This window comes from Achromobacter aloeverae, from assembly GCF_004121055.1.
GTDB lineage: Bacteria > Pseudomonadota > Gammaproteobacteria > Burkholderiales > Burkholderiaceae_B > Bordetella_C > Bordetella_C aloeverae.
In genome coordinates this window covers 1071755-1094614 of record NZ_PYAL01000001.1, presented here as the reverse complement: position 1 = coordinate 1094614, position 22860 = coordinate 1071755, and the positions used below count along the sequence as shown (strand labels likewise).

21 protein-coding genes are annotated in these 22860 nt (G+C 66.9%); 13 read left to right on the top strand and 8 right to left on the bottom strand.

The window, feature by feature from the left end:
* Positions 1-114: 114 nt before the first annotated feature.
* From urtA to C7R54_RS04720, 12 genes are all read left to right on the top strand, one after another.
* On the top strand, positions 115-1377 hold the full coding sequence (urtA, locus tag C7R54_RS04775; protein ID WP_129148993.1) for an urea ABC transporter substrate-binding protein: 1263 nt from the start codon (positions 115-117) through the stop codon (positions 1375-1377).
* A gap of 178 nt (positions 1378-1555) precedes the next feature.
* On the top strand, positions 1556-2473 hold the full coding sequence (gene urtB / locus C7R54_RS04770; RefSeq protein ID WP_129148992.1) for an urea ABC transporter permease subunit UrtB: 918 nt from the start codon (positions 1556-1558) through the stop codon (positions 2471-2473).
* A gap of 17 nt (positions 2474-2490) precedes the next feature.
* Positions 2491-3672, top strand: a complete 1182-nt coding sequence (gene urtC, locus C7R54_RS04765) for an urea ABC transporter permease subunit UrtC (RefSeq protein WP_129148991.1) — start codon at positions 2491-2493, stop codon at positions 3670-3672.
* Positions 3669-4442, top strand: coding sequence for an urea ABC transporter ATP-binding protein UrtD (urtD, locus tag C7R54_RS04760; protein WP_129148990.1), 774 nt, complete (start codon positions 3669-3671; stop codon positions 4440-4442). The genes urtC and urtD overlap by 4 nt, the downstream gene beginning before the upstream one ends.
* A 98-nt stretch (positions 4443-4540) precedes the next feature.
* Positions 4541-5233, top strand: a complete 693-nt coding sequence (urtE, locus tag C7R54_RS04755) for an urea ABC transporter ATP-binding subunit UrtE (protein ID WP_129148989.1) — start codon at positions 4541-4543, stop codon at positions 5231-5233.
* Positions 5234-5299: 66 nt separating this feature from the next.
* Positions 5300-6529 (top strand): formamidase, encoded by a 1230-nt coding sequence (gene fmdA / locus C7R54_RS04750; RefSeq protein ID WP_129148988.1) that lies wholly within the window; start codon positions 5300-5302, stop codon positions 6527-6529.
* Between the two features lie 19 nt (positions 6530-6548).
* Positions 6549-6881, top strand: coding sequence for a zinc ribbon domain-containing protein (locus C7R54_RS04745; protein ID WP_129148987.1), 333 nt, complete (start codon positions 6549-6551; stop codon positions 6879-6881).
* Between the two features lie 210 nt (positions 6882-7091).
* Positions 7092-7997, top strand: coding sequence for a JmjC domain-containing protein (locus C7R54_RS04740; RefSeq protein WP_129148986.1), 906 nt, complete (start codon positions 7092-7094; stop codon positions 7995-7997).
* Between the two features lie 102 nt (positions 7998-8099).
* Complete coding sequence (locus C7R54_RS04735) at positions 8100-9038, top strand: dihydrodipicolinate synthase family protein (RefSeq protein ID WP_129148985.1); 939 nt, start codon at positions 8100-8102, stop codon at positions 9036-9038.
* 125 nt (positions 9039-9163) lie between these two features.
* Entirely contained in the window at positions 9164-10093 is a 930-nt protein-coding gene (locus C7R54_RS04730) for an ABC transporter ATP-binding protein (RefSeq protein ID WP_129148984.1), read from the top strand.
* Positions 10090-10851, top strand: coding sequence for an ABC transporter permease (locus C7R54_RS04725; protein WP_129148983.1), 762 nt, complete (start codon positions 10090-10092; stop codon positions 10849-10851). The genes C7R54_RS04730 and C7R54_RS04725 overlap by 4 nt, the downstream gene beginning before the upstream one ends.
* Positions 10848-11690 carry a fused MFS/spermidine synthase gene (locus tag C7R54_RS04720; RefSeq protein ID WP_129148982.1) on the top strand — a complete coding sequence of 281 codons (843 nt, stop codon included), beginning with the start codon at positions 10848-10850 and terminating at the stop codon, positions 11688-11690. Before C7R54_RS04725 ends, C7R54_RS04720 begins: the two co-directional genes overlap by 4 nt.
* Positions 11691-11802: 112 nt before the next feature.
* Here C7R54_RS04720 and C7R54_RS04715 read toward each other — a convergent pair whose 3' ends face one another.
* From C7R54_RS04715 to C7R54_RS04695, 5 genes are all read right to left on the bottom strand, one after another.
* A complete protein-coding gene (locus C7R54_RS04715; RefSeq protein ID WP_129148981.1) occupies positions 11803-13440 on the bottom strand; it encodes a tetratricopeptide repeat protein in 1638 nt (545 codons plus the stop codon).
* Positions 13441-13782: 342 nt separating this feature from the next.
* Positions 13783-15048 (bottom strand): Hsp70 family protein, encoded by a 1266-nt coding sequence (locus C7R54_RS04710; RefSeq protein WP_129148980.1) that lies wholly within the window; start codon positions 15046-15048, stop codon positions 13783-13785.
* Between the two features lie 283 nt (positions 15049-15331).
* Positions 15332-17779 (bottom strand): endopeptidase La, encoded by a 2448-nt coding sequence (lon, locus tag C7R54_RS04705; RefSeq protein WP_240039370.1) that lies wholly within the window; start codon positions 17777-17779, stop codon positions 15332-15334.
* On the bottom strand, positions 17776-18183 hold the full coding sequence (locus C7R54_RS04700) for an Hsp20/alpha crystallin family protein (protein WP_129148979.1): 408 nt from the start codon (positions 18181-18183) through the stop codon (positions 17776-17778). The genes lon and C7R54_RS04700 overlap by 4 nt, the downstream gene beginning before the upstream one ends.
* Positions 18184-18358: 175 nt before the next feature.
* The gene (locus tag C7R54_RS04695; protein ID WP_129148978.1) at positions 18359-18550 is read right to left on the bottom strand and encodes a hypothetical protein; all 192 of its coding nucleotides are present in this window, start codon (positions 18548-18550) and stop codon (positions 18359-18361) included.
* Between the two features lie 182 nt (positions 18551-18732).
* Here C7R54_RS04695 and C7R54_RS04690 point away from each other — a divergent pair, with 182 nt between their 5' ends.
* Positions 18733-19203 (top strand): hypothetical protein, encoded by a 471-nt coding sequence (locus tag C7R54_RS04690; protein WP_129148977.1) that lies wholly within the window; start codon positions 18733-18735, stop codon positions 19201-19203.
* 156 nt (positions 19204-19359) lie between these two features.
* On the opposite strand, the gene C7R54_RS28825 is transcribed toward C7R54_RS04690, so the two are convergent.
* The 3 genes from C7R54_RS28825 to C7R54_RS04675 all read right to left on the bottom strand — a co-directional run bounded on the left by C7R54_RS28825 (position 19360) and on the right by C7R54_RS04675 (position 22685).
* Positions 19360-20202, bottom strand: coding sequence for a hypothetical protein (locus C7R54_RS28825; RefSeq protein WP_158021150.1), 843 nt, complete (start codon positions 20200-20202; stop codon positions 19360-19362).
* Between the two features lie 66 nt (positions 20203-20268).
* Positions 20269-20967 carry a peptidoglycan DD-metalloendopeptidase family protein gene (locus C7R54_RS04680; RefSeq protein ID WP_129149452.1) on the bottom strand — a complete coding sequence of 233 codons (699 nt, stop codon included), beginning with the start codon at positions 20965-20967 and terminating at the stop codon, positions 20269-20271.
* A gap of 257 nt (positions 20968-21224) precedes the next feature.
* Positions 21225-22685, bottom strand: coding sequence for a DegQ family serine endoprotease (locus C7R54_RS04675; protein ID WP_129148976.1), 1461 nt, complete (start codon positions 22683-22685; stop codon positions 21225-21227).
* Between the last annotated feature and the right edge of the window lie 175 nt (positions 22686-22860).

The following is a 22860-nucleotide window of genomic DNA, read 5'->3' as shown; positions in this document are numbered from 1 at the left end:
TGCGCTGCGTCATGCGTTCCTAGTATGGCATCGAACCCCCGGGCGTGGCGCATATTCCAGCATCGCCGCGACATCGGGTTTCCCCTAAAGCGTCTCATCCGCAAGGAGCGTTCGATGTCTCGCAACCCCCGTTATCCCAACGAACTCGCGTCGCCCGCGCGTCGCCGCGCCACCCTGGCGCTGGCGTCGCTGCCGCTGCTGGGCATTCCCGCCTTCAGCCGCGCCGCCGGCCCGGCCACGGCGGCCGTCAATACGACGGGGCTGGCCGTTACCGACACCGAAGTGACCGTCGGCCAGTTGCATTCGGCCACCGGCACCATGGCCATCAGCGAGACCGGTTCGATCCAGGCCGAGCGCCTGGCGATCGAGCAGATCAACGCCGCCGGCGGCATCCTGGGCCGCCAGATCAAGATCATCCAGGAAGACGGCGCGTCCGACTGGCCGACGTTCGCCGAGAAGGCGCGCAAGCTGCTGGTGAGCGACAAGGTCGCCACCGTGTTTGGCTGCTGGACGTCGGCTTCGCGCAAGGCGGTGCTGCCGGTCTTCGAAAAGGAAAACGGCCTGCTGTACTACCCGACGTTCTATGAAGGGCTGGAGCAGTCCAAGAACGTGTTCTACACCGGCCAGGAAGCCACCCAGCAGATCCTCGCCAGCCTGAACTGGCTGCACGAGGAAAAGAAAGCCAAGACCTTCTACCTGGTCGGGTCCGACTACATCTGGCCGCGCACGTCGAACAAGATCGCGCGCAAGCACATCGAGAACGTGCTCAAGGGCGAGGTGGTGGGAGAAGAGTATTACCCGCTGGGCCACACGCAGTTCGGCTCGCTGATCAACAAGATCAAGCTGAAAAAGCCGGACGTGGTGTTCGCCGACGTGGTGGGCGGCAGCAACGTGTCCTTCTACAAGCAGTTGAAGGCCGCGGGCGTTACGGCGGACAAGCAGAAGCTGCTGACGCTGTCCGTCACCGAGGACGAGCTGCTGGGCATCGGCGGCGAGAACGCCGAGGGCTTCTATTCCTGCATGAAGTACTTCCAGAGCCTGGACAACCCGAACAACAAGAAGTTCGTCGCCGCCTTCAAGGCCAAGTACGGTCCCAACGCCGTGATCGGCGACGTGACGCAGGCCGCCTACCTGGGGCCGTGGCTGTGGAAGATGGCGGTCGAGAAGGCCGGCAGCTTCGACGTCGACAAGGTCGTGGCGGCGGCGCCGGGCCAGGAGTTCAAGGAAGCGCCCGAGGGCTACGTGAAGGTCGATCCCAACCACCACTTGTGGAGCCGCACCCGCGTGGGACAGATCCGCAAGGACGGGCAATTCGACGTGGTCTTCGAAACCAAGGACCTGATCAAGCCGGATCCCTTCCCCAAGGGATACCAGTAAGCAGGCGCCGCGCGCCGCCTGCCCGGGGGACGAGTATCCCGTGGCGGGCCGCGCGCAGCGTCCCGCGGCGAGGGCGTTGCGACGTCGTCGCCACACGGTCGACCCGCGTCGGGTCCACGGCGGCAAGGGCAGCGCCGATCTCCCCGACGCAAGCATTCATCCAACCTGAGGGCCTGCCATGGAATCCTTCTCAGACCTCGGCGCCATCCTGCTGATGCAGGGCTTCAATGGCCTGTCCGTCTTCAGCGTCCTGTTGCTCATGGCCCTGGGCCTGGCCATCATTTTCGGCCAGATGGGGGTGATCAACATGGCACATGGCGAGTTCCTCGCCGTCGGCGCCTATACCACCTACCTGTTCTCGGAGCTGACGCAGCAGTACCTGCCGTCGCTCATGCCTTATTACTTCTTCGTCGCCATCGCCGCGGCCTTCGCCGTCACCTTCGCGCTGGGCTGGCTGGTGGAGTGGGTATTGATCCGCCACCTGTACCGCCGGCCGCTGGACACCCTGCTGGCGACCTGGGGGCTGTCGCTGGTGATGCAGCAGGCGCTGCGCTCGATCTTCGGCCCGCGCGAAGTCAGCCCGACGCTGCCGGAGTGGCTGATGGGTTCGGTGCAGCCGCTGCCGGGCGTCGATATTCCCGTCAACGGCCTGACGGTGATGGTCATTACCGTGATCCTCACCTGCGGCCTGCTGCTGGCCCTGTTCCGGTCGACCTGGGGCCTGCATGTGCGCGCCACGGTGCAGAACCGCGTCATGAGCGGCTCGGTGGGGATCGATACCAAGCGGGTCGACCGCGTGACCTTCGCGCTGGGCTGCGGCATCGCCGGCATCGCGGGCGCGGCGTTCACCACCATCGGATCGACCGGGCCCACCAGCGGATCGCTGTACATCGTCGATACCTTCCTGACGGTGGTGTTTGGCGGCGCCGCGAGCCTGTACGGCACCATCGCGTCGGCCTTCGTCATCGCCCAGACCCAATCCGTGTCGGAATTCTTCCTGACCGGTTCCATGGCGAAGGTGCTGACCCTGTCCGCGGTGGTCATCATCCTGATGCTGCGCCCGCAAGGGTTGTTCTCGATCAAGGTCCGCAAGTAGGCGGCGGGAGTAGGAACGTGAAAACCCTATACAAGAATGTCCTGGGCGGACGCGAGGGCCTCATCGGCATCGCCATCCTCGCGGCGCTGATCTTCGTCCTCTTCCCGCTGCTGCTGGACAGCTTCAGGCTGAACCTGGTCGGCAAGTACCTGACCTACGCTTTCGTCGCCCTCGGGCTGGTGCTGTGCTGGGGCTATGGCGGCATACTCAGCCTGGGGCAGGGCGTGTTCTTCGGCCTGGGCGGCTACTGCATGGCCATGTTCCTCAAGCTGGAGGCGTCCAGCGTGGAAGCCACCAAGATCCAGTCCACGCCCGGCATACCGGATTTCATGGACTGGAACCAGATCACGGCGTTGCCGTGGTTCTGGGTGCCGTTCAAGAGCTTCATCTTCACCTTGTTCGCGGTGCCCATCGTGCCGGCGCTGCTGGCCCTGGTGCTGGGCGTGGCCATGTTCAAGCGGCGCGTGGGCGACACCTATTTCGCCATCGTGACCCAGGCCGTGGCCCTGATCCTGTCGGTGTTGATCATCGGCCAGCAGGGGTACACCGGCGGCGTCAACGGCATCACGGACCTGCGCACGCTGCTCGGCTGGGACATCCGCAGCGACTCGGCGCGCGTGATCCTGTACTTCGTCAATGCCGCGCTGTTGTTCGCCTGCCTGCTGTTCGGCCGCTTCCTGCTGTCCTCCAAGCTGGGCAAGCTGCTGATGGCGATGCGCGACAAGGAGGAGCGGGTGCGCTTCTCCGGCTATGACGTGTCCAGCTTCAAGGTATTCGTATTCTGCGTGGCGGCCGTGTTCTCCGCCATCGGCGGCGCCATGTTCACGCTGCAGGTCGGTTTCATGTCGCCGTCCTTCGTGGGCATCGTGCCCTCGATCGAGATGGTGATCTTCGCCGCGGTGGGCGGCCGGCTGTCGCTGCTGGGCGCGGTCTACGGCACCCTGCTGGTGAATTTCGGCAAGAGCTATTTTTCGGAAAGCTTCCCCCAGCTGTGGCTGTTCCTGATGGGCGGCCTCTTCATCGCGGTGGTGATGGCCTTCCCCAATGGCCTGGCAGGCCTCTACGCGCAGTACGTCAAGCCGCGCCTGGCGCGCCGGGGCAGCGCCGTGGCGGCCCGGGCAGGCAGTCCCGCGGCCGCCGACCCGGCAAGTCCCGCCGCTCCCGCCCAATCCGCTGCCGGCAATACGGAGGCCGCATGAATCCGCCCATTCTCAACAGCACGGTCCCGCCCGCGCAGGAATTCGCGCTTTACGTGGAAGGCCTGACGGTGTCCTTCAACGGTTTCACGGCGGTCAACGACCTCAACCTGTACGTCGACAAGGGCGAGCTGCGGGTGGTCATCGGCCCCAACGGCGCCGGCAAGACCACGGTGCTGGACCTGATCTGCGGCCGCACCAAGGCGACCTCGGGGTCGATCCGCTTCAAGGATGTGGAACTGACCAGGATGGCCGAACACCAGATCGTGCGCGCGGGTGTCGGCCGCAAGTTCCAGACGCCTTCGATCTACGAAACCCTGACCGTGCGCGAGAACCTGGAAGTGTCCTTTCCGCGCGGCCGCGGCGTGTTCGGCGCGATGGCCTTCCGCCTGACCCCCGACGTGGTGGAACGGGTGGAGCAGGTGGCCGAGGAAATCTTCCTCAAGGACATGCTGGACAGGTCGGCGGAGCTGCTGTCGCACGGACAGAAGCAGTGGCTGGAGATCGGCATGCTGCTGATGCAGGAGCCGGAGCTGATGATGCTGGACGAGCCGGTGGCCGGCATGAGCGTTTCCGAACGCGAGAAGACCGCCGACCTGCTCAACCGCATCAGCAAGAACCGCTCGATGATCGTCATCGAGCACGACATGGAATTCGTCAAGAACATCGCGCACAAGGTGACGGTGCTGCACCAGGGCAAGGTCCTGGCCGAAGGGTCGATGGACAAGGTGCAGAACGACCCGCGGGTGATCGAAGTGTATTTGGGACATTGAAGCGGCGCCGGCCGGGCGCGGCCTCGAACGCCGCGCCCGGTCATCGACGCCGTACCCATCGAACCGGGGCCGTGGCCCCGTGCTCCAGGAGAAAAGCCATGTTCACCGTATCGGGACTGCAATCCGGGTATGGCCAGAGCCGTGTGATCCACGGCGTGGACCTCGATGTCGCCAAGGGCGAAATCGTGGCCGTGATGGGCCGCAACGGCATGGGCAAGACCACCTTGTTCAAGACCCTGATGGGCGTGCTGCCCGCCATGGGCGGCAAGGTGGAGGTCGACGGCCGCGACATCAGCCGGATGGAAAGCTTCCAGCGGGTGCGCGCGGGCGTGGCCTACGTGCCGCAGGGGCGCATGATCTTTCCCACGCTGACGGTGGAGGAGAACATCCGCACCGGACTACGCGGCAGCGCCTTGCGCGATCCGGTGCCCGAGGACATCTACGCGCTGTTCCCGGTGCTGCACGAGATGCGGCGGCGGCGCGGCGGCGACCTGTCCGGCGGCCAGCAGCAGCAACTGGCCATCGCCCGCGCCCTGGTCACGCAGCCCAAGGTGCTGATGCTGGACGAGCCCACCGAAGGCATACAGCCGTCCATCATCAAGGACATCGCCCGCACGCTGCTGGAAATCCGCAAGCTCAAGGACCTGGCCATCGTCGTGTCCGAGCAGGTGCTCAGTTTCACCATGCAGATCGCCGACCGCCTGATCGTCATCGACAAGGGACGCTTCGTGCACGAGAACAAGCGCGACGAGGTGGACGAGCAGACCATCAGCCGCTACCTGTCCGTGTAGCCGCGGCGAACCGCCCCGGCCGCCGCCGTTCCGTTCCAATCGCTTCATCCACCAAAGGAGCAAGTCATGCCCGATACCCTGATCAAAGTCGACCTGGCCCAGTCACCCTACGAAAACGAGAACATCCATAACCGTTGGCATCCGGACATTCCCATCGCCGTCTGGGTCAAGCCGGGCGATGACTTCGTGCTGGAAACCTACGATTGGACCGGCGGCGCCATCAAGAACGACGACAGCGCCGACGACGTGCGCGACGTCGACCTGTCGACGGTGCACTTCCTGTCCGGCCCCGTGGGTGTCGAAGGCGCCGAGCCGGGCGACCTGCTGGTGGTGGACTTCCTCGACATCGGCGCCAAGCCGGACAGCCTGTGGGGGTTCAACGGCTTCTTCAGCAAGAAGAACGGCGGCGGCTTCCTGACCGAGCACTTTCCCCAGGCGCAGAAATCCATCTGGGATTTCCACGGCATGTACACCAGTTCGCGCCATATCCCGGGCGTGAACTTCGCCGGCTTGATCCACCCCGGGCTGATCGGCTGCCTGCCCGACCAGGCGATGCTCGATACCTGGAACAGGCGCGAACAGGCGCTGATCGATACCAACCCCAACCGCGTGCCGCCGCTGGCCAATCCGCCCGCGCCCAAGACGGCGCACATGGGCAAGCTGTCCGGCGCCGCCCGCGACAAGGCGGCGTCCGAAGGCGCGCGCACGGTGCCGCCGCGCGAACATGGCGGCAATTGCGACATCAAGGACCTGTCGCGCGGTTCGCGCGTCTTCTTCCCGGTCTACGTGAAGGGCGGCGGCCTGTCGGTGGGCGACCTGCATTTCTCGCAAGGCGATGGCGAGATCACGTTCTGCGGCGCCATCGAGATGGCCGGCTGGATCCATATGCGGGTCAACCTGATCAAGGGCGGCATGGAGAAATACGCCATCCGCAACCCCATCTTCAAGCCCAGTCCCATTACGCCGAATTACAAGGATTACCTGATCTTCGAAGGTATTTCGGTTGATGAAAAGGGTAGCCAGCACTATCTCGACGTGCACATCGCGTATCGTCAAGCCTGCCTCAATGCCATCGAGTACCTGAAGAAGTTTGGCTATTCCGGCGCGCAGGCCTATTCCATCCTGGGCACGGCGCCCGTGCAGGGGCACATCAGCGGCGTGGTGGACATTCCCAATGCGTGCGCCACGCTGTGGTTGCCGACCGAAATCTTCGATTTCGATATCCAGCCTTCGGCCAGCGGACCGGTCAAGGCCGTCAGCGGGGGCGTCGACATGCCCTTGTCGCCGGACCTGTAGGTCGCAAGGAGAAGCCGTCATGCCTCTATACGATTACAGCTGCCCCGTCTGCGGGGAGTTCTCGGTCATGCGTCCGCTGGCGGCATGGCGCGACCCCGCCGCCTGCCCGGAGTGCGGGGGAGACGCGCCGCGCATCATTGGCGGCGCGCCCGCGCTGGGCGCCTTGTCGTCGGCGGTGAACCGGGCGCACGCCATGAACGAGCGCAACGCGCACGAGCCGCGCAGCTCGCGGGGCGGTCACGGCATGAATTGCGGCTGCTGCGGGGGCGGCAAGCTGCCCGGCAAGACCCGCAAGACGGCGGATGGCGGCAAGACCTTCGCCAATAGCCGGCCCTGGATGATCAGCCACTGAGGCCAGGCGGTCGGTCCACCGACCGCCTGCGTTCCTTGCGCGCAACGCGAAAGCCCCTGCTCGGCGTAGAAATCATGCCAGAGTAGTCCTATTTCCGCGTCCCCCTGCTTGAAATTTCTCCAGATTGTTCAGAATTCCGGGCGTCGCTGGTGCGACCGGACCGATTTATCCCTCGGTCCTTTTTGTCCCTACGCAACCTGGAGAAACCCCATGCTGGACTTCGGCCTATCTCGCACCGAATTCTTTTCTTCCCATTTCGAGCAAAACCCCTTGCTGGTGCATGGCGCGCTCGGCGGCAAGCCGCTCTTTGCCTGGAGCGATGTCGACGACATCCTGCATGCCTGGAACGTGGCCGAAGCCGACATCGAACTGCGCAAGGGGCACGTCATTTCGCCCGAGCTGTACGTGCAGTCCTATCAGGACATCGACGACCGCCGGCTGCGCCTGCTCGCGGCCGAGGTGCGGCGCTACATCGAGGAGGGCGCCACGCTGGTCATGCGCCGCCTGGACCTGCGCTGCCGCAAGGTGGCGCGCCTGTGCGACTGCATCGCCGAGTACACCGGGCACCGGCTGGTAGCCGATGGCTATGTCGCGCTGCGCGGCGAGGGCGCCTTCGGCAAGCATTGGGAGACGCACGACGTATTCGCCGTGCAGCTGCTGGGGCGCAAGCGCTGGCGCCTTTATCGTCCCACCTTCCCGCTGCCCATGCCGGAACAGAACAGTTTCGCCCGCGAAGAAGATTGTCCCGCGCGGCCGGCGCTGGATATCTGGCTGGAAGCAGGCGACCTGCTCTATATCCCGCGCGGCTGGTGGCATGAAACCCTGCCGCAGGACGGCATGCCCAGCTTTCACGTCGCCGCCGGCGCGCATACCGGCAAGGTGGCCGACTACATTGCCTGGTGCTGCGACCGGGTGCTGCCCGACCTGCTGGGCGCGCGCGCCACGCTACGCCCCGGCGCGGACAACATGAGCGTCCTGCGCGAGCTGCTCGACGAAATGCCGCGGCGCCTGCTGGACGAGCGCCTGGTCAATGCATTCCTGCGACAGATCCAGGCCATGGGCAATCACCCATATCCCGGCATCACCAATTGGTCGGAGACGGGGCTGAAAGGGTGATGCTGCACTGCGGGAGGGTGCTGGCGCGAAGGTGCGGTTAAGATCGAACGCAGCCCGGGGCACGTCGCCCCTTTTCCCTCCACCGATCCAGGGAGTCGCTGCATGTTGCTCACCGCCGACGCCAAAGGCGTTTTTCCCATTGCCCCCACGCCATTCTTCGATGACGGCGCCATCGACACGGCGTCGGTGGACCGCATGACGGATTTCTACCTGTCCTGCGGTTCGACGGGCCTGACCGTGCTTGGCCAGCTGGGCGAGGCGCCCAAGCTGGAGCACGCGGAATCCGTGGCGGTGGCCGGCCAGGTGATCCGCCGGGCCGCGCGCCTGCCGGTGGTGGTGGGCGTGTCGGCGCCCGGTTTCGCCGCCATGCGCGCGTTGACGCACGAAGTGATGGCGCAGGGCGCTGCCGGCGTGATGATCGCGCCGCCCAATACCTTGCGCACGGATGACCAGATCGTCAACTACTACCGCCAGGCGGTGGAGGCGATCGGCGCCGACGTGCCCTTCGTCCTGCAGGACTACCCGCTGACGTTCTCGGTGCAGATGACGCCCGCCGTCATACGCCGCATCGTGCAGGAGCTGCCGTCCTGCGTCATGCTCAAGCACGAGGACTGGCCCGGCCTGGAGAAGATCTCCACCTTGCGTGGGTTCGAGAAGGACGGGTCCATGCGGCATATTTCCATCCTGTGCGGCAACAATGGCCTGTTCCTGGACTACGAGGTCGAACGGGGCGCGGACGGCGCCAACACCGGCTATTCCTTCCCCGACATGCTGTGCGACGTGGTGCGCCTGAACGCCGCCGGCGACCGCGAGGCCGCGCACGACCTGTTCGACGCGCACCTGCCGCTGCTGCGCTACGAGCAGCAGCCCGGCGCCGGCCTGGCCGTGCGCAAGTACGTGATGATGCGCCGTGGCATCCTGACGTCCGCCGCCCAGCGGCGGCCGGCCAGCCCCATGTCGGCGACCGCGCGCGCGGAGGTGGAGCACCTGCTGACCCGCCTGGCGCGCCACGACAAGCGCGCGGCGCTGCCGCCGGCGTAGCTTGCCGCCGGGCGCCACCGCGTCATTGTTCGCCACAGCCGGAAACAGTAATTGCCTCTGGCAAGCGGGGCGCCCGCAGCTCCCTTGGGTAGAATCGACGGATCCCTACCTATCAAGAGGCTTGTGTGGATAGCGTCATCTCGATCAAAGGTTTGTCCAAGACCTACGCGTCGGGTTTCCAGGCGCTGCAAGGTATCGACCTGGAAATCCGGCGTGGCGAAATCTTTGCCCTGCTAGGCCCCAATGGCGCCGGCAAGACCACCCTTATCAGCATCATCTGCGGCATCGTCAACGCCAGCGCCGGCACGGTGCTGGCGGACGGCCACGATATCCGCGCCGATTTCCGCGCGGCGCGCGGCAAGATCGGCCTGGTGCCGCAGGAACTGAACACCGACGCCTTCGAAAGCGTGTGGAATACCGTCACCTTCAGCCGCGGCCTGTTCGGCAAGCCGTCCAACCCGGCGTATATCGAGCAGGTGTTGCGCGACCTGTCCCTGTGGGACAAGCGCGATTCCCGCATCATGGCCCTGTCGGGCGGCATGAAGCGGCGCGTGATGATCGCCAAGGCCCTGTCGCACGAACCGGACATCCTGTTCCTGGACGAGCCGACCGCGGGCGTGGACGTGGAGTTGCGCCGCGGCATGTGGGACATGGTGCGGCGCCTGCGCGAGCGGGGCGTCACCATCATCCTGACCACCCATTACATCGAGGAAGCGCAGGAGATGGCCGATCGCATCGGCGTCATCCGCAAGGGCCGCATCATCCTGGTCGAGCAGACCGCGGCGCTGCTGCGCAAGCTGGGCAAGCGGCAGCTGACCTTGACGCTGAAACAGCCGCTGGCGGCGCTGCCCACGCTGGGCGCCCTGGCGGGCCACGACGTGGCGCTGGCCGGCGACGGCCATCAGATCGTCTATACCTATGACAACCAGGAGGGCGGCGCCGATATCGCCACGCTGCTGCGGCAGCTCGCCGAGACGGGGGTGGAGTTCTCCGATATCCGCACGTCGGAAAGCTCCCTGGAAGATATTTTCGTCAGCCTGGTGCATGAATCATGAACGTCTACGCCGTCCGCGCCATTTATCTATTTGAAATGGCCCGCATGTGGCGCACCCTCATGCAGAGCGTCGCCTCGCCGGTCATCTCCACTTCCCTGTATTTCGTCGTCTTCGGGTCGGCCATCGGGTCGCACATGGTCGATATCGACGGGGTCAGCTACGGCGCCTTCATCGTGCCCGGCATGGTGATGCTGGCCCTGCTGACGCAGAGCATCTCCAATGCGTCCTTCGGCATCTACATGCCGCGCTTCACGGGGACGATCTACGAGATCCACTCGGCGCCGATTTCGTATGTGGAGATCCTGCTGGGCTACGTAGGGGCGGCGGCCACCAAGTCCGTCATCCTGGGGACGATCATGCTGTTGACGGCGCGCATTTTCGTGCCGTTCCATATCGCCCATCCGGTATGGATGGTGGGCTTCCTGCTGCTGACCTGTGTGACCTTCAGCCTGTTCGGCTTCATCATCGGCATATGGGCCGATGGGTTCGAGAAGCTGCAGGTCATTCCGCTGATGATCGTCACGCCGCTGACCTTCCTGGGCGGCAGCTTCTACTCGATCAATATGCTGCCGCCGTTCTGGCGCACCGTCACCTTGTTCAATCCCGTGGTCTACCTGGTCAGCGGTTTCCGCTGGAGCTTCTACGGCGTGTCGGACGTGACGGTGGGCATCAGCGTGGGCATGACGGTGGTCTTCCTGGTCCTGTGCATGATCGCGGTGCGCTGGATCTTCAAGACCGGCTACCGGTTGAAGGCATGAACGCGGACCGGCGCGATGACGATGCCGCCGAGGCCGGCCGCCCCGAGGGTGCGGACGATGCCGCCGCGTCCGCGCGCGTCGGGGCCGATGGTGCGAACGGCGCGAACGGCCCCGGCGCGCCGGTGGACGTCACCGGCGATGCCGACGGGCTGACGCTGCGCTTGCGGCCGGGCGGCGCGGTGCAAAGCCGCATGTCCTTGCGCCAGCCCGACGCCCTGGACCTCGAATACACGCGCTTGATGATGGGCTTCCTGCTGTTCGAGCCGGCGCCCGCGCACATCGTGCAGATCGGCCTGGGCGGCGGTTCGCTCGCCAAGTTTTGTCATCGCTACCTGCCGCATGCGCGCATCACCGTGGTGGAGATCGACCCCCGCGTCATCGCCTTGCGCGATTCCTTCCGGATTCCGCCGGACGATGCGCGGCTGCGCGTGGTGCCGGGCGATGGCGCGGACTATGTCCGCGCGCACGCGCAGACGGCCGACGTGCTGCTGCTCGATGGCTACGACGACAACGGCCTGCCGACGCGCCTGCGCGGCCGCGAATTCTTCGAGGACTGCCGGCGCTGCCTGCGGCACCGGGGCATCCTGGTCGCCAACCTGCATCGGCAGGCGCCGGACTATTCGCCGTGCCTCCATGACCTGATGGCGTTGTTTCCGTCGGGCTTGCTCGAAGTGGCCGACGAAGACCTGGCCAATAGCATCGTCTATGCCAGCGCCGCGGACCTGGCGGCGCGCTTGCGCGCCGATGCCATCCTGCGTCCGGACGGACTGGCCAAGGAAGCGTGGCGCCAGCTGATGCCGACATTCCGCACCATCGCGGCCACGATGGCCCTGCGCTAGGCGACCTGGAGCTGGCGCGGTTGACATGCAGGCGGATGGGTTCCAGCACGCCGGGCCCGAACAGGTCGCGCAGCGGCGCCGCCTGCTTGCGCGGCGATACGCCCGGCCTTCTTCAGACGGCGGGGATACCGGCCCGGCGGGCCAGTAGCGCCTCGAACGCGTCGTATATCCGGTCGATGTAGACGTTCTTGAAACGCAAGCCGTCCTGCTCGTCCTCCGGATGCACCAGCATGGTTGCGTTGGTCTCGAAGACCAGGATCCGGCCGTCGGGCAGCAGCGAGAAATCAATGCCGCAATAGTCGAGGTCCATGCGTCGGCCGACGACATGCAGGGCGGCCCAGGCCTTGGCGCCCAGGGCCTGCTCCGGATCATCCAGGAAGCGCCGCTCCTCCTCCAGCTTCCACGGCGCCGACAGCATGTCGGCGGAGAAGTAGTGGAGCAGCCACGGTTCGCCGATGGCGAGGTGATAGGCATAGGGCACGCGGTCGATGAAGATCACGCGATACTTGCGGTGGTAGCCGTCGGGCGAGCGGTACTCATGGTAGCGGGTCAGGTACATCTCGCCCTGCGCGGGAGGGTCGTTAACGTCCGCGGGGGAGGACAGCAGCACCACCCCCTCGCCGCCGTGCTCGCCCGCCGGGCGCACGATGACAGGGTAGTCCATGCCCGCCACCTTGATCGCCGCGTGGATGGCAGCCGCCGGATTCGATTGACGATCCCAGCGCAGCGTGGACGGGACCACGACATCGCCAACGCCGTCCAGCAAGGTGGCGGTGTTCTCGCGGCGGGTGTGTTCGATGCGGTCGGGCGGGTTCAGGATGGGGCCGGGATCCGTGGCCATGAAGCGTGCCTGCTCCGCGCGGCAAGGCGCGCCGCGGTCGGCGTCCGATATCACATTGAAGATGACGTCGTAGGGCGGCAGCTTGCGCGACCGGCCCCGGCCGATGCCGGCCACGCCCAGCTCCATGATCCAGCGCACCAGGCGATTGAAGCCGGGCCGTACCAGGTGGTGGAAGGGAAGGTTGGCGCGCTCATTGGTGCACAGCACGAGCACGGTGCGGCGGCGGATGGCCTTCGCGGCGATGAAGGCGGGTTGACGGCGATAGGCCCGGTACAGGTCGCGCCGACGCGGGTCGGGCAGGGCGGGGGAGACCGTATCGGGCGTGTCCGCCGATGCGGCCTGGGACTCCTGGCGTGCTTGCCGTTCTTCCTGGTGTCGTCGTTCTTCTTGTCGCCGTTCTTCCTGGTGTCGTCGTTCTTCCTGTCGCCGTTCCTCCTGTCGTTGCGAGGTCTGCTGATCCTTCGGCTCCCTCGGCTCGGGCCCGGTGGGCCGCCTGGCAGGTTGGTCCCGTCCCAGCTGTCGCAGCGACCAGGCCAGGCATATGTGCGCGGCGGCCAGGCGGGGATCGACCAGCAGGGCCTTTTCCAGCCAGTGGGCGGCGGCCTCCCACTGCCGGTGCCTGGCATACACCCGTCCGATTTCGAACATGTCGATCGCGCGCCGCCGGCCGATGGCGTCGGCCCCTATGCGGGCGGAGGCGGCGTCGGCCGTCTGGCCGGTGGCGTCCAGCGACACGACCAGCGCCTGGTACACCTCCGCGTTCAGCGGCAGCCTGGAAGCCGCCTGCTGCAATGCGGCCACCGCGTCGGCGTGGCGGCCGGCGCCTTGCAGCGCGCGCCCGAGGACCAGCCACTCTTCGCCGGTGAGCTGGAGAGCGGCGGGGAGGACGAAATCGGTAGTGGCAGACATGCTTCTGGCCCGGCGGACATGGCGGTGCCGGAATGTATCCATCGCTGCCTGAACGGCGCCTGTTTGCCGGGCAATGCAGGGGGAAATTCCTCAGTCTTTCCACATTGTCCGCGGCGTCCGTCGCCTGTTCGCCGCCCGTGCGTGGCCTAGGCGGCCCGTGCGCCTGTCCGGACCCCCGGGCGATGACCGCCTGGGAGCGAGGACACGCGGTGCCGCCACATCGCCGCCGGCCTGGGCGGCGCGGCATGGCGACGCCGGATCGCCGGATCGCCGGACCGCCCGACCGCCCGACCGCCCGACCGCCGGATGGCGGCGGCGCCACAAAGGGCGACGACCGGTGTATCAGCCGAAGCGCCGGGCCGCGTCCAGCGCCAGGCCGGCGCCGATGCTGCCGAACAGGTCGCCTTCCACCGCGCGAGCCTCGGGCAGCAGGGCGGCCACCCGTTCGCGCAGCAGGGGCAGGCGGCTGGAACCGCCGGTGAAGAAGACGGTGTCGACCTTGCCGGCATTCGCGCCGGCCTCGCGCAGCAAGCCGGCGACGGTGCTCTCGATGCGGGCGATCAAGGGCGTGGTGGCGTCATCCAGGACGGGCCGGTCGACCACCAGGTCCAGGTCGGCCCGGATGCGGTCCAGCACCAGCCGCGTCTGCGGCGCGTCCGACAGCGTGATCTTGGCCTGCTCGATCTGCAGCGCCAGCCAATGGCCCTCACGCTGTTCGATCAGCCGGAACAGCAGGTCGATCTTGTCGCGCTCGGCGGCATTGGCGCGGATGTAGGCCAATTGCTCGCGCGCCTTGGGCGCATAGACGAAGTTGATCGTGTGCCACGAAGCCAGGTTGCCGTAGACGGTGGAAGGCACGTCCTTGCCGCTGCGCAACTGGCTGCCCAGGCCCAGCAGGGGCATGGCGGTCTTCAGGTTCAGCTGCCGGTCGAAGTCGCCGCCGCCTATGTGCACCCCGCCATGCGCCAGGATATCGGCGCGGCGGTCCAGCGCCCGCGCGCGTTGCGGGCCCAGCCGGATGAGCGAAAAGTCCGAGGTGCCGCCGCCGATGTCGACCACCAGCACCAGCTCCTCGCGGTCCAGCGCCGATTCATAGTCGAAGGCCGCCGCCAGCGGTTCGAACTGGAATTCGATGTGCTTGAAGCCGACGGCCGCGGCGATTTCCCCCAAGGTGTCCTGGGCCAGCTTGTCGGCGGCCGGGTCGTCGTCGACGAAGAAGGCGGGGCGGCCCATGACCACCGACGTGAATTCGCGGCCGGCCGCCTCTTGCGCGCGGTCGCGCAGCTGCTGGATGAAGCGCGTGAGCAGCACGCGGAAGGGCACCCCGCGGCCGCGGATTTCCGTGTGGCCGTCGATCAGGGGGCTGCCCAGCAGGTTCTTCATGGCGCGCATCAATCGGCCTTCGTAGCCGGCGAGGTAGTCCGCCAGGGCGCCGCGGCCATAGCTGACGGTCTCGTCCTCGTCGTGGAAGAAAATGGCCGAGGGCAGCGTCGGGCGGTCCTCCTCCAGCAAAAGCAGCGAGTGCTGGCCAGGACGCAGCCAGCCGACGGTGGAGTTGGAAGTGCCGAAGTCGACGCCGCAGGCGGTGGCGGGGGAGGATGCAGTCATGAAGGCGGATGCGGAAAGCAGAGGCGCCGCGCCTTGCGCGGGTAGGCGCGGGTGCGGATCGGGACAGGGTGGGGGAATGGCGGCGTGCCGGGCCGCCATTGTACGGCCTTCCGCCGCACGACCCTCCGCCGTGGAGTGGCCGGGCGTGGCCGGCCACGGGCAGGCATGAAAAAACACCCCAAAAGTCCAACTTTTGGGGTGTCGTCAGGGAGCCGGGGGATCAGGCTCTGGTGGGCCCAGGTCGGCCCTCAGGTCAGCCCCCAGGTCGGCCTTCGGGCGACCCTCAGGCGACCGCCGCCTGGTCCAGCGCCGACGCAACGCCGGGGGCCGCCGGGTCTTCCTCCAGCGCGCACTTCAAGGCATCCTCGACGTTGTCCAGCAGCACGAACTTCAGCTTTTCGCGCGCTTCCTTGGGCACGTCTTCCAGGTCCTTCTCGTTGCGCCGGGGCAGCATGACGGTGGTGATACCGGCGCGCAGCGCGGCCAGCGTCTTCTCCTTCACGCCGCCGATGGGCAGCACCAGCCCGCGCAGGCTCACTTCGCCCGTCATGGCCACGTCCGAACGCACCGGCCGGCCCTTGAGCAGGGACGCCAGGGCGACGAACATCGCCACGCCCGCGCTGGGCCCGTCCTTGGGCGTGGCGCCGGCCGGCACGTGCACGTGGACATCGATCTTGTCCATCGCGTCGCCGCTCCAGGTCTTGGCCAGCGTCAAGGCGGCCTGCGCCGATTCCTTCATCACGTCGCCCAACTGCCCGGTGAGGATCAGGCGTCCGCTACCCGGCACCTTGCTGGCCTCGATGAACAGGATGTCGCCTCCCACCGGCGTCCAGGCCAGGCCAGTGGCCACGCCAGGCACGCTGGTGCGCAGCTTCACTTCGTTCTCGAAGCGGCGCGGGCCCAGCGAGGTCGGCAGGTCGGCCTCGTCCACCGCGATCGGCGGCGTGGCCCCTTCCGCGATCTGCATCGCGGCGTGGCGCAGCACCGATCCGATCTCGCGCTCCAGGCCGCGCACGCCCGCCTCGCGGGTGTAGTCGGCCACGATGGCGGCCAGGGCCGTGTCGCTGATGGTCGCCTGGTCCGCTTGCAGGCCATTGGCCTCCAGCTGGCGGCGCACCAGGTAACGGCGCGCGATCTGGATCTTCTCTTCCTCCGTGTAGCCCGGCAGCTGGATGATCTCCATACGGTCGCGCAGGGGGCCCGGCACGGTGTCCAGCACGTTGGCCGTGCAGATGAACATCACCCGCGACAGATCGAAGTCCACGCCCAGGTAGTTGTCGCGGAACTTGTAGTTCTGTTCGGGATCGAGCACCTCCAGCAGCGCGCTGCCCGGGTCGCCATGGAAACCGCCGGCGCCCAGCTTGTCGATTTCGTCGAGCATCAGCACGACATTGGTCGTGCCGGCGCGGCGCATCGCCTGGATGATGTTGCCCGGCAGCGCGCCCAGGTAGGTGCGCCGATGGCCGCGGATCTCGGCTTCGTCGTGGACGCCGCCCAGGGCCACACGCTGGAACTCGCGTCCCGTGGCGCGCGCGATGGACTGCCCCAGCGAGGTCTTGCCGACCCCCGGAGGGCCGGCAAAACACAGCACCGGGCTCTTGCCGTTCGGATTGAGCTTGCGTACGGCCAGGTACTCCAGGATGCGGCGCTTGATCTTGTCCAGGCCGAAATGGTCGTCATCCAGCACGCGCCGCGCTTCGGCGATGTCGATGGGCGGTTGCGGCGCCTGCTTCCATGGCAATTCGGTCAGCCATTCCAGGTAGGTGCGCAGCATGGCGTATTCGCCGCCGCCTTCGCTCATGCGTTGCAGGCGCTTGAATTCCTTGGTCGCGTGCTTGAGTACGTCCTCCGGCATGCCGGCCTTGTCGATGGCCTCTTTCAGTTCCTCGACCTCGGCGGCGGTGTCGTCGCCTTCGCCCAGTTCCTTCTGGATCTGGCGCAATTGTTCGCGCAGGACGTGCTCGCGCTGACGCTCGTCGAACTGCGCCTTGGTCTTCTCGCCGATTTCCCGCGACAGCTTCAGCACCTGCACGCGCGCGGCCAGCAAATCGATGACCTTGTCCAGGCGGCGCGACAGGTCGAAGGTTTCCAGGATGTCCTGTTTTTCCTCCGCCTTGACGTCCACCAGGTTGGCGACCATGTCGGCGAGCGCCGACGGCGATTCGATGCTTTCCACCACGGCGGCCAGCTCATCGGGCACGTGCGGCAGCAGCTTGATGGCCTCGACGGCCTGTTCCTTCAGCTGCAAGGCGCGCGCCTCGACGCCCTGGGTCTTGGCGTCCTGCGGCTCGATGGTGGCGACGCGCGCCACCAGGTAGGGCCAGCCCTCCAGGAATTCCAGCACGCGAAAGCGCGACTCGCCCTGGACCACGACGTGATGGGTGTCGTCCTGGCCGGTGATGTAGCGCACGATAGGGCCCTGGGTGCCGACCCAATAGAGGTCGTCGGGGCCGACGTCGTCCTTCTGCGGATCGCGCTGCAGCAGGAAGCCCACCGGCAGTTCGCTCTTGACGGCTTCCTGCACCGCCGTCACGGTGGGCGGGCGGCGCAGCGCCACCGGCGACAGGACGCCGGGAAACAGCACCGCCTCGCGCAGCGGAACGAGGATGATCGCATCCTGGGGCAGGCGCTTGAGCGTGCTGTTCGCCTGGGCGGCAGCGGTTGCGGCGCCGCCGCCGGTCCGCGGCGCATCGTCGCCGGACCGCACTTGCATCGTGGGCCAGAACTTCATGGCGTTTCCTTTCTCTTGACGAGGGTGAGAACGAGGCAGCCGTCCGCCATCACCGGCGGTTCGGGCTCGAGCGCGTGCAAAGGCAGGGCGATGCGCCGCTCGAAGCGGCCATAGGGGATTTCGACGCGATGGATGTGGGCGGCCTGGGTCGCCGGCAGGCGTCGCACGCCAGCAACCGTGATGCCGCCGGCTTCGTAGCCGACGGTAACCGCTGTAGCGGGAACGCCCGGCAGGGCGACATACACGATGACCGCATCCGCGGTCTCGATGACATCGATGGGAGGTTCCCAACGCTGCGGATCGGCGGTGCACGTCTTGAAGAATTGCCGGTGCAGGCGCTCGGCCTGTTCCAGCATCGACAGGGCGTCACCCCACATCCAGGATGACAAATCACGGGATCTCATGATGGCATGCCTCTCTGGTATGGGACGTAAATGGCGACGCCCATGCATGTTTCAAGAGTACGGCGATCCGGTCGTGATAGGAACGGAATAATGCGTCATTTGCGAGCAAATGGCGGAAGCTTCCCTGCATCGGGCAGGATGCAGGTGCTCATCGGTAATCCTTCGTATGTAGATCCTACGGACGCTGGCCTTTCGAGGGGCGGATCAGGCATAGTGCAATTACCGCTAGCGGCAAGGCCATGGCGATCCATGAGGCCCAGTGCCAGCCGCCGGTGCCCAGCAGGGCAGCCAGCAGGCCGAAGACCGTCAGCAGGCCCAGCAGGGTGGGTATCCGCCAGATAAACCAGAAATTGTTCGATGCGGCCATGCGGATCCGGTTCCTTTGATTGGGGCAGTGTTTTGGGGGACAGTTTTCGGTGTCGCGCGTGCTTGATTATATTAAGAATCGTTATCAGTTGAGTTGGTCGGCCTGGGTGGACCCCGTGGGTGGGGCGCACGAGCCGATCAACCATGCATAGACCAGTCATACCTACGGCGCGGGAGCCGATCATGTCTCAGTACCTATACGTTGTGACGACCGCCGATACCCCGGGAAAGGCCTGGCTGCTCCGTTCCGTGCGGTCTCCGCTGGAGCGCGAGGGCGGCCAGGAGGAGGGGGTGCCCGCCGGCTACCAGATCGCCCACTGCGAGCCGGTGACGCGCGGGTTTGCCGCGGAACAGCTGGCGCACATCCTCTTGATGGAAGCGGGCTACCGGCCCGATGAAAACAAGAACGGGTATGAAATCCCCCTGCCGGAGATCATCCGGCTGGTGAAGCGGGCCGCGGAGGAAATCCGGATGGCATTCGACGGCGATGCCGCCGAGCCGCCGCCCTCCAGCCTGTGGAGCCCGGGACGGCTGGGGGTTGAAAGCGATGGCATCGAGCCGGGGGACCGGGTGCCCTGGGGACGCCGTTCCGGTGCGTGGTCGCGCTGGCTGAGCGAGGCGCGGCCCCGCATCATGCGCCGATCCGGCAACTGACGCCCGGCATCCAGGCCGGCCGTCCAGGCGACTATGCAAGCGGCTGCCGGGGCTGGCTGGTCAGGCCAGCTACTTGGGCCTGCCACTTAGGCACGCTACTTGGGCCTGCCACTTAGGCCCGCTACTTAGGCCTGCTACGCAGTCTATTCAGGCCAGCTATTCCGGCCGGCGCCAGACCTGCCACAGCATCAACAGCAATATCCCCAGCCCCGCCAGGACGCCGCCGGCCAGGTAGACGGGCCGCGCCCGTTCGGCCAGGTTGTGATAGTAGGTCACCGCCGAGGCGCTGGCGTTATGCGGCGGCCACAGGGGCGCCATGCTGAAGGCGAAGGCCAGCATGGCCGCGCCCAGCAGCAGCAGGAACAGGGCGGTCCAGCCCAGGCCGGCGCGGCGCGGTCCGCGCGGGGCCGGCGCCTGGGCCTTGGCGCGCTTGCCGCCGCCCGCCGCCGCGGCCTTGCCTTCCCTGGCCGCGGCCTTGGCCTCATGCGCCGCGGCAGCTTGGGCCTTGGCCTCGGCCTTCAGCGCCTTGGCGTGCTCCTTGTCCGCTTTCTCCTTGGCCTTGGCGTGTTCCAGGCGCCGCTTCTCCTTCAGGGCGCGCATCGCCTCGGCGCGCGCGGCCTTTTCCTCCGGCGTCAGGCGCGGCCGGTTCAGCCAGGCGGGTATGGCGGCCAGCGCCGCCACGCCGCTCATGGCGCCGAAAACGGCGGCGGCGGAAAGGTGGTTGCCGCCGGCCACCCAGTCGGGGGCGCCGTCGGCCAGCAGGGACGTTCCCAGGGCCATGTGCAGGCGGTCGCCCAGGAAATAGATCAGCGCCAGCGATCCGATGACCAGCAGCGCCACCGCGACCGCGCCGGCCACATTGCCGCGCCGCTCGTCGGCGAAGGCGACGACGGCGATGCCCACCAGCCGTATGCACAACAGCGTGGCCAGCAGCAGCACGCCGGCCACGATCCAGGAAAGTGAAAAACCAAAAGCGAAACGAGCCAGAACCAGGGCCATCAGGAAGCAGGCGAGGGCGGAAAACCGCTCAACATAGCATATGTTGGCCGGCGGGATGCCGGGGCGTCATCGCGCCGGCAAGGCGCGGGTGGGATCCACGGCGGTCCCGCCGCGACGCAACTCGAAATAGAGCTCGACGCGCTTGCTGTCGCTGTCGCCCATTTCCGCGATGGTCTGGCCCTGCTTGACGGTCTGGCCCTGCTTGACCAGCAGTTTGCGATTGTGCGCATAAATGGTCAGGTAGGTCGAGCCATGGCGAACGATGATGAGGTTGCCGTATCCGCGCAGCCCATTGCTGGCGTAGGCCACGGTGCCGGCGGCGGCCGCGATGACCGGCGTGCCGGCGCGGTTGACGATGGACAGGCCGCGCGACTGGCCGCCGTCGTAGCCGCGCGCGACCGTGCCGGCGGCAGGCCAGATCAGCTTGATGTCGGTGATGGGCGCCCCGGGCGGCAGCTTCGACGGCGCCGGTTCGCCCGACCCGCCGCCCGCGCTGCGGGTCTTGTGCTTGGTGGACGCGCTGCCGCCGGCGCTATCGCCGCTGGCGGCCGAGCCGCCTGGCGGGTCGACGCGCAAGACCTGCCCCTTGTCGATCCGATTGGCGCTGGACAGGTTGTTCCAGCGCACCAGTTCACCGACGCTGCGGCCATGGTCGCGGGCGATCTGGGTGAGCGTGTCGCCCGGCTGTACCCGGTAATAGCCCGGGCCGACCGGGCCTGACGAGGCGCAGGCAGCCAGCAGGAGCACCAGGGCGACGCCGGCCAGGCGCGTGGCCCATGAGCGTTGCGCTGGGCGCGTAGACGGAAGGCGAAAGTCGAATGCGGAGAAAACAGGCACTGGAAAGCGTCGGATTCCTGGAGTCGGGGGACCGGGGGAGTCGCTCCCCTGGGAGTCCGAAGGGTACCAAGAAATTCCGACGCATGCGCAAGGCGACGGCCGTCCTGCGATTCGCCGGCGCGGCCAATACGTGGCCGATACGTGGCCGACAGGCGAACGGTAGGCGGCCGGTAAGCGGGTGGACTTCAGCCGATCTGCACGGGGACGAAGATCTTGTCGTCGCCCCGTTGGACCAGCAAGGCCACCGTCTTGCCCGCCTTCTTCAACGCATCGCGCACTTGCTGCACGCTGTGCGCGGGCACCCCGTTGATGGACAGGATGACGTCGCCTTGCTGTATGCCCGCCTTGGCGGCAGCCCCGCTGGCTTGCTGCACCAACAGGCCGTCGGTATCCGCCTGCGCGCGTTCATCAGGCGTCAAAGGCCGCAGCGCCAGTCCCAGCTTGCCGTGCGCGGCGCCCTGGTCGCCATTGCCCGCCACCGCGTCCGACTTGCTCAGGGTGCCCAGCGTGGCGGTCAGCGTTTCGTGCTTGCCGTCGCGCCAGACATCCAGCTTGATCTTCTGTCCCGGCGCGGCCAGGTTGATGACCGAGGCCAGGTCGCCGGACGAGATGATGGCGCGGCCATCGATGTCGCGGATGATGTCGCCCGGCTTGAGGCCGGCCTTGTCCGCGGCGCTGCCCTTCTCGACGTTGGCGATCAGCGCGCCGGTGGGCGTGTCCAGCTTGAAGGAGTCGGCCAGGTCCTGGTTGACTTCCTGCGCCATCACGCCCAGTCTGGCGTGCTCGACCTTGCCGTGCGCCAGGATCTGGTCCTTGATCTTGTAGGCGACATCGATGGGGATGGCGAAGGACAGGCCCTGGAAACCGCCGGTGCGGGTGTAGATCTGCGAATTGATGCCGACCACCTGGCCCCGGTCGTTGAATAGCGGGCCGCCCGAATTGCCGGGATTGACGGCGACATCGGTCTGGATGAAGGGCACCGAGGTATCGTCCGGCAGCGAGCGTCCCTTGGCGCTGACGATGCCGGCGGTGGCGGTGTTTTCCAGGCCGTAGGGGGAGCCGATGGCGAGCACCCAATCGCCGACCGACAGCGCGCCGACGTCGCCAATCTTCACGATGGGCAGGTTTTTCGCGTCGATCTTGATCACGGCGACGTCGGTCTGCGGATCGGAACCCAGCACCTTGGCGTGGTATTCGCGGCGGTCGGTCAGCTTGACCACCACTTCCTTGGCGTCCTTGACCACGTGGGCGTTGGTCAGGATGACGCCGTCGGGACTGATGATGAAGCCCGACCCTTCGCCGCGGACGGGGACTTCGCGCGTGACATTGGGGCCGAAGGGCACCATGCCGGGGAACTGGCCGCCGAAGAACTGCGCCAGCGGATTGTCGTCGTCGTCCGCGGCCGAGACCTTGCGCAAGCCGCTCACGCTGATATTGACCACCGCGGGACCGAATTCACGGGTGATCTGGGCGAAATTCGGGGGCGTGACGGTGCCGACCGAGGGCTGCGCCTGCTGCTGGGCCACGGACGGCGCGCTTTGCGCGTGCGCCGACCCCACGGCCGCGCTGATCCCGGCGCCGCCGATGGCGCCCGCCGCCAGCAGGGCCAGCGCCAGGCGGGTAGGGTGGAGAGTGCTGGTTTTCATGTCGCTTCCTCTAGGCTGGTTGGGAACACGGCGCCATGGTGCAGCCGCAGTCTTAGGCCAAACTTAAGAAAGGAAGGAAATTGCAATCGCATTGGCGCGGCCCGGTGCGAGGCCCGGGCCGCCGCGCGCGGGGATGGGGCCTGGCCCGCCGCCGCATGCACGACTTGGGGGCCGG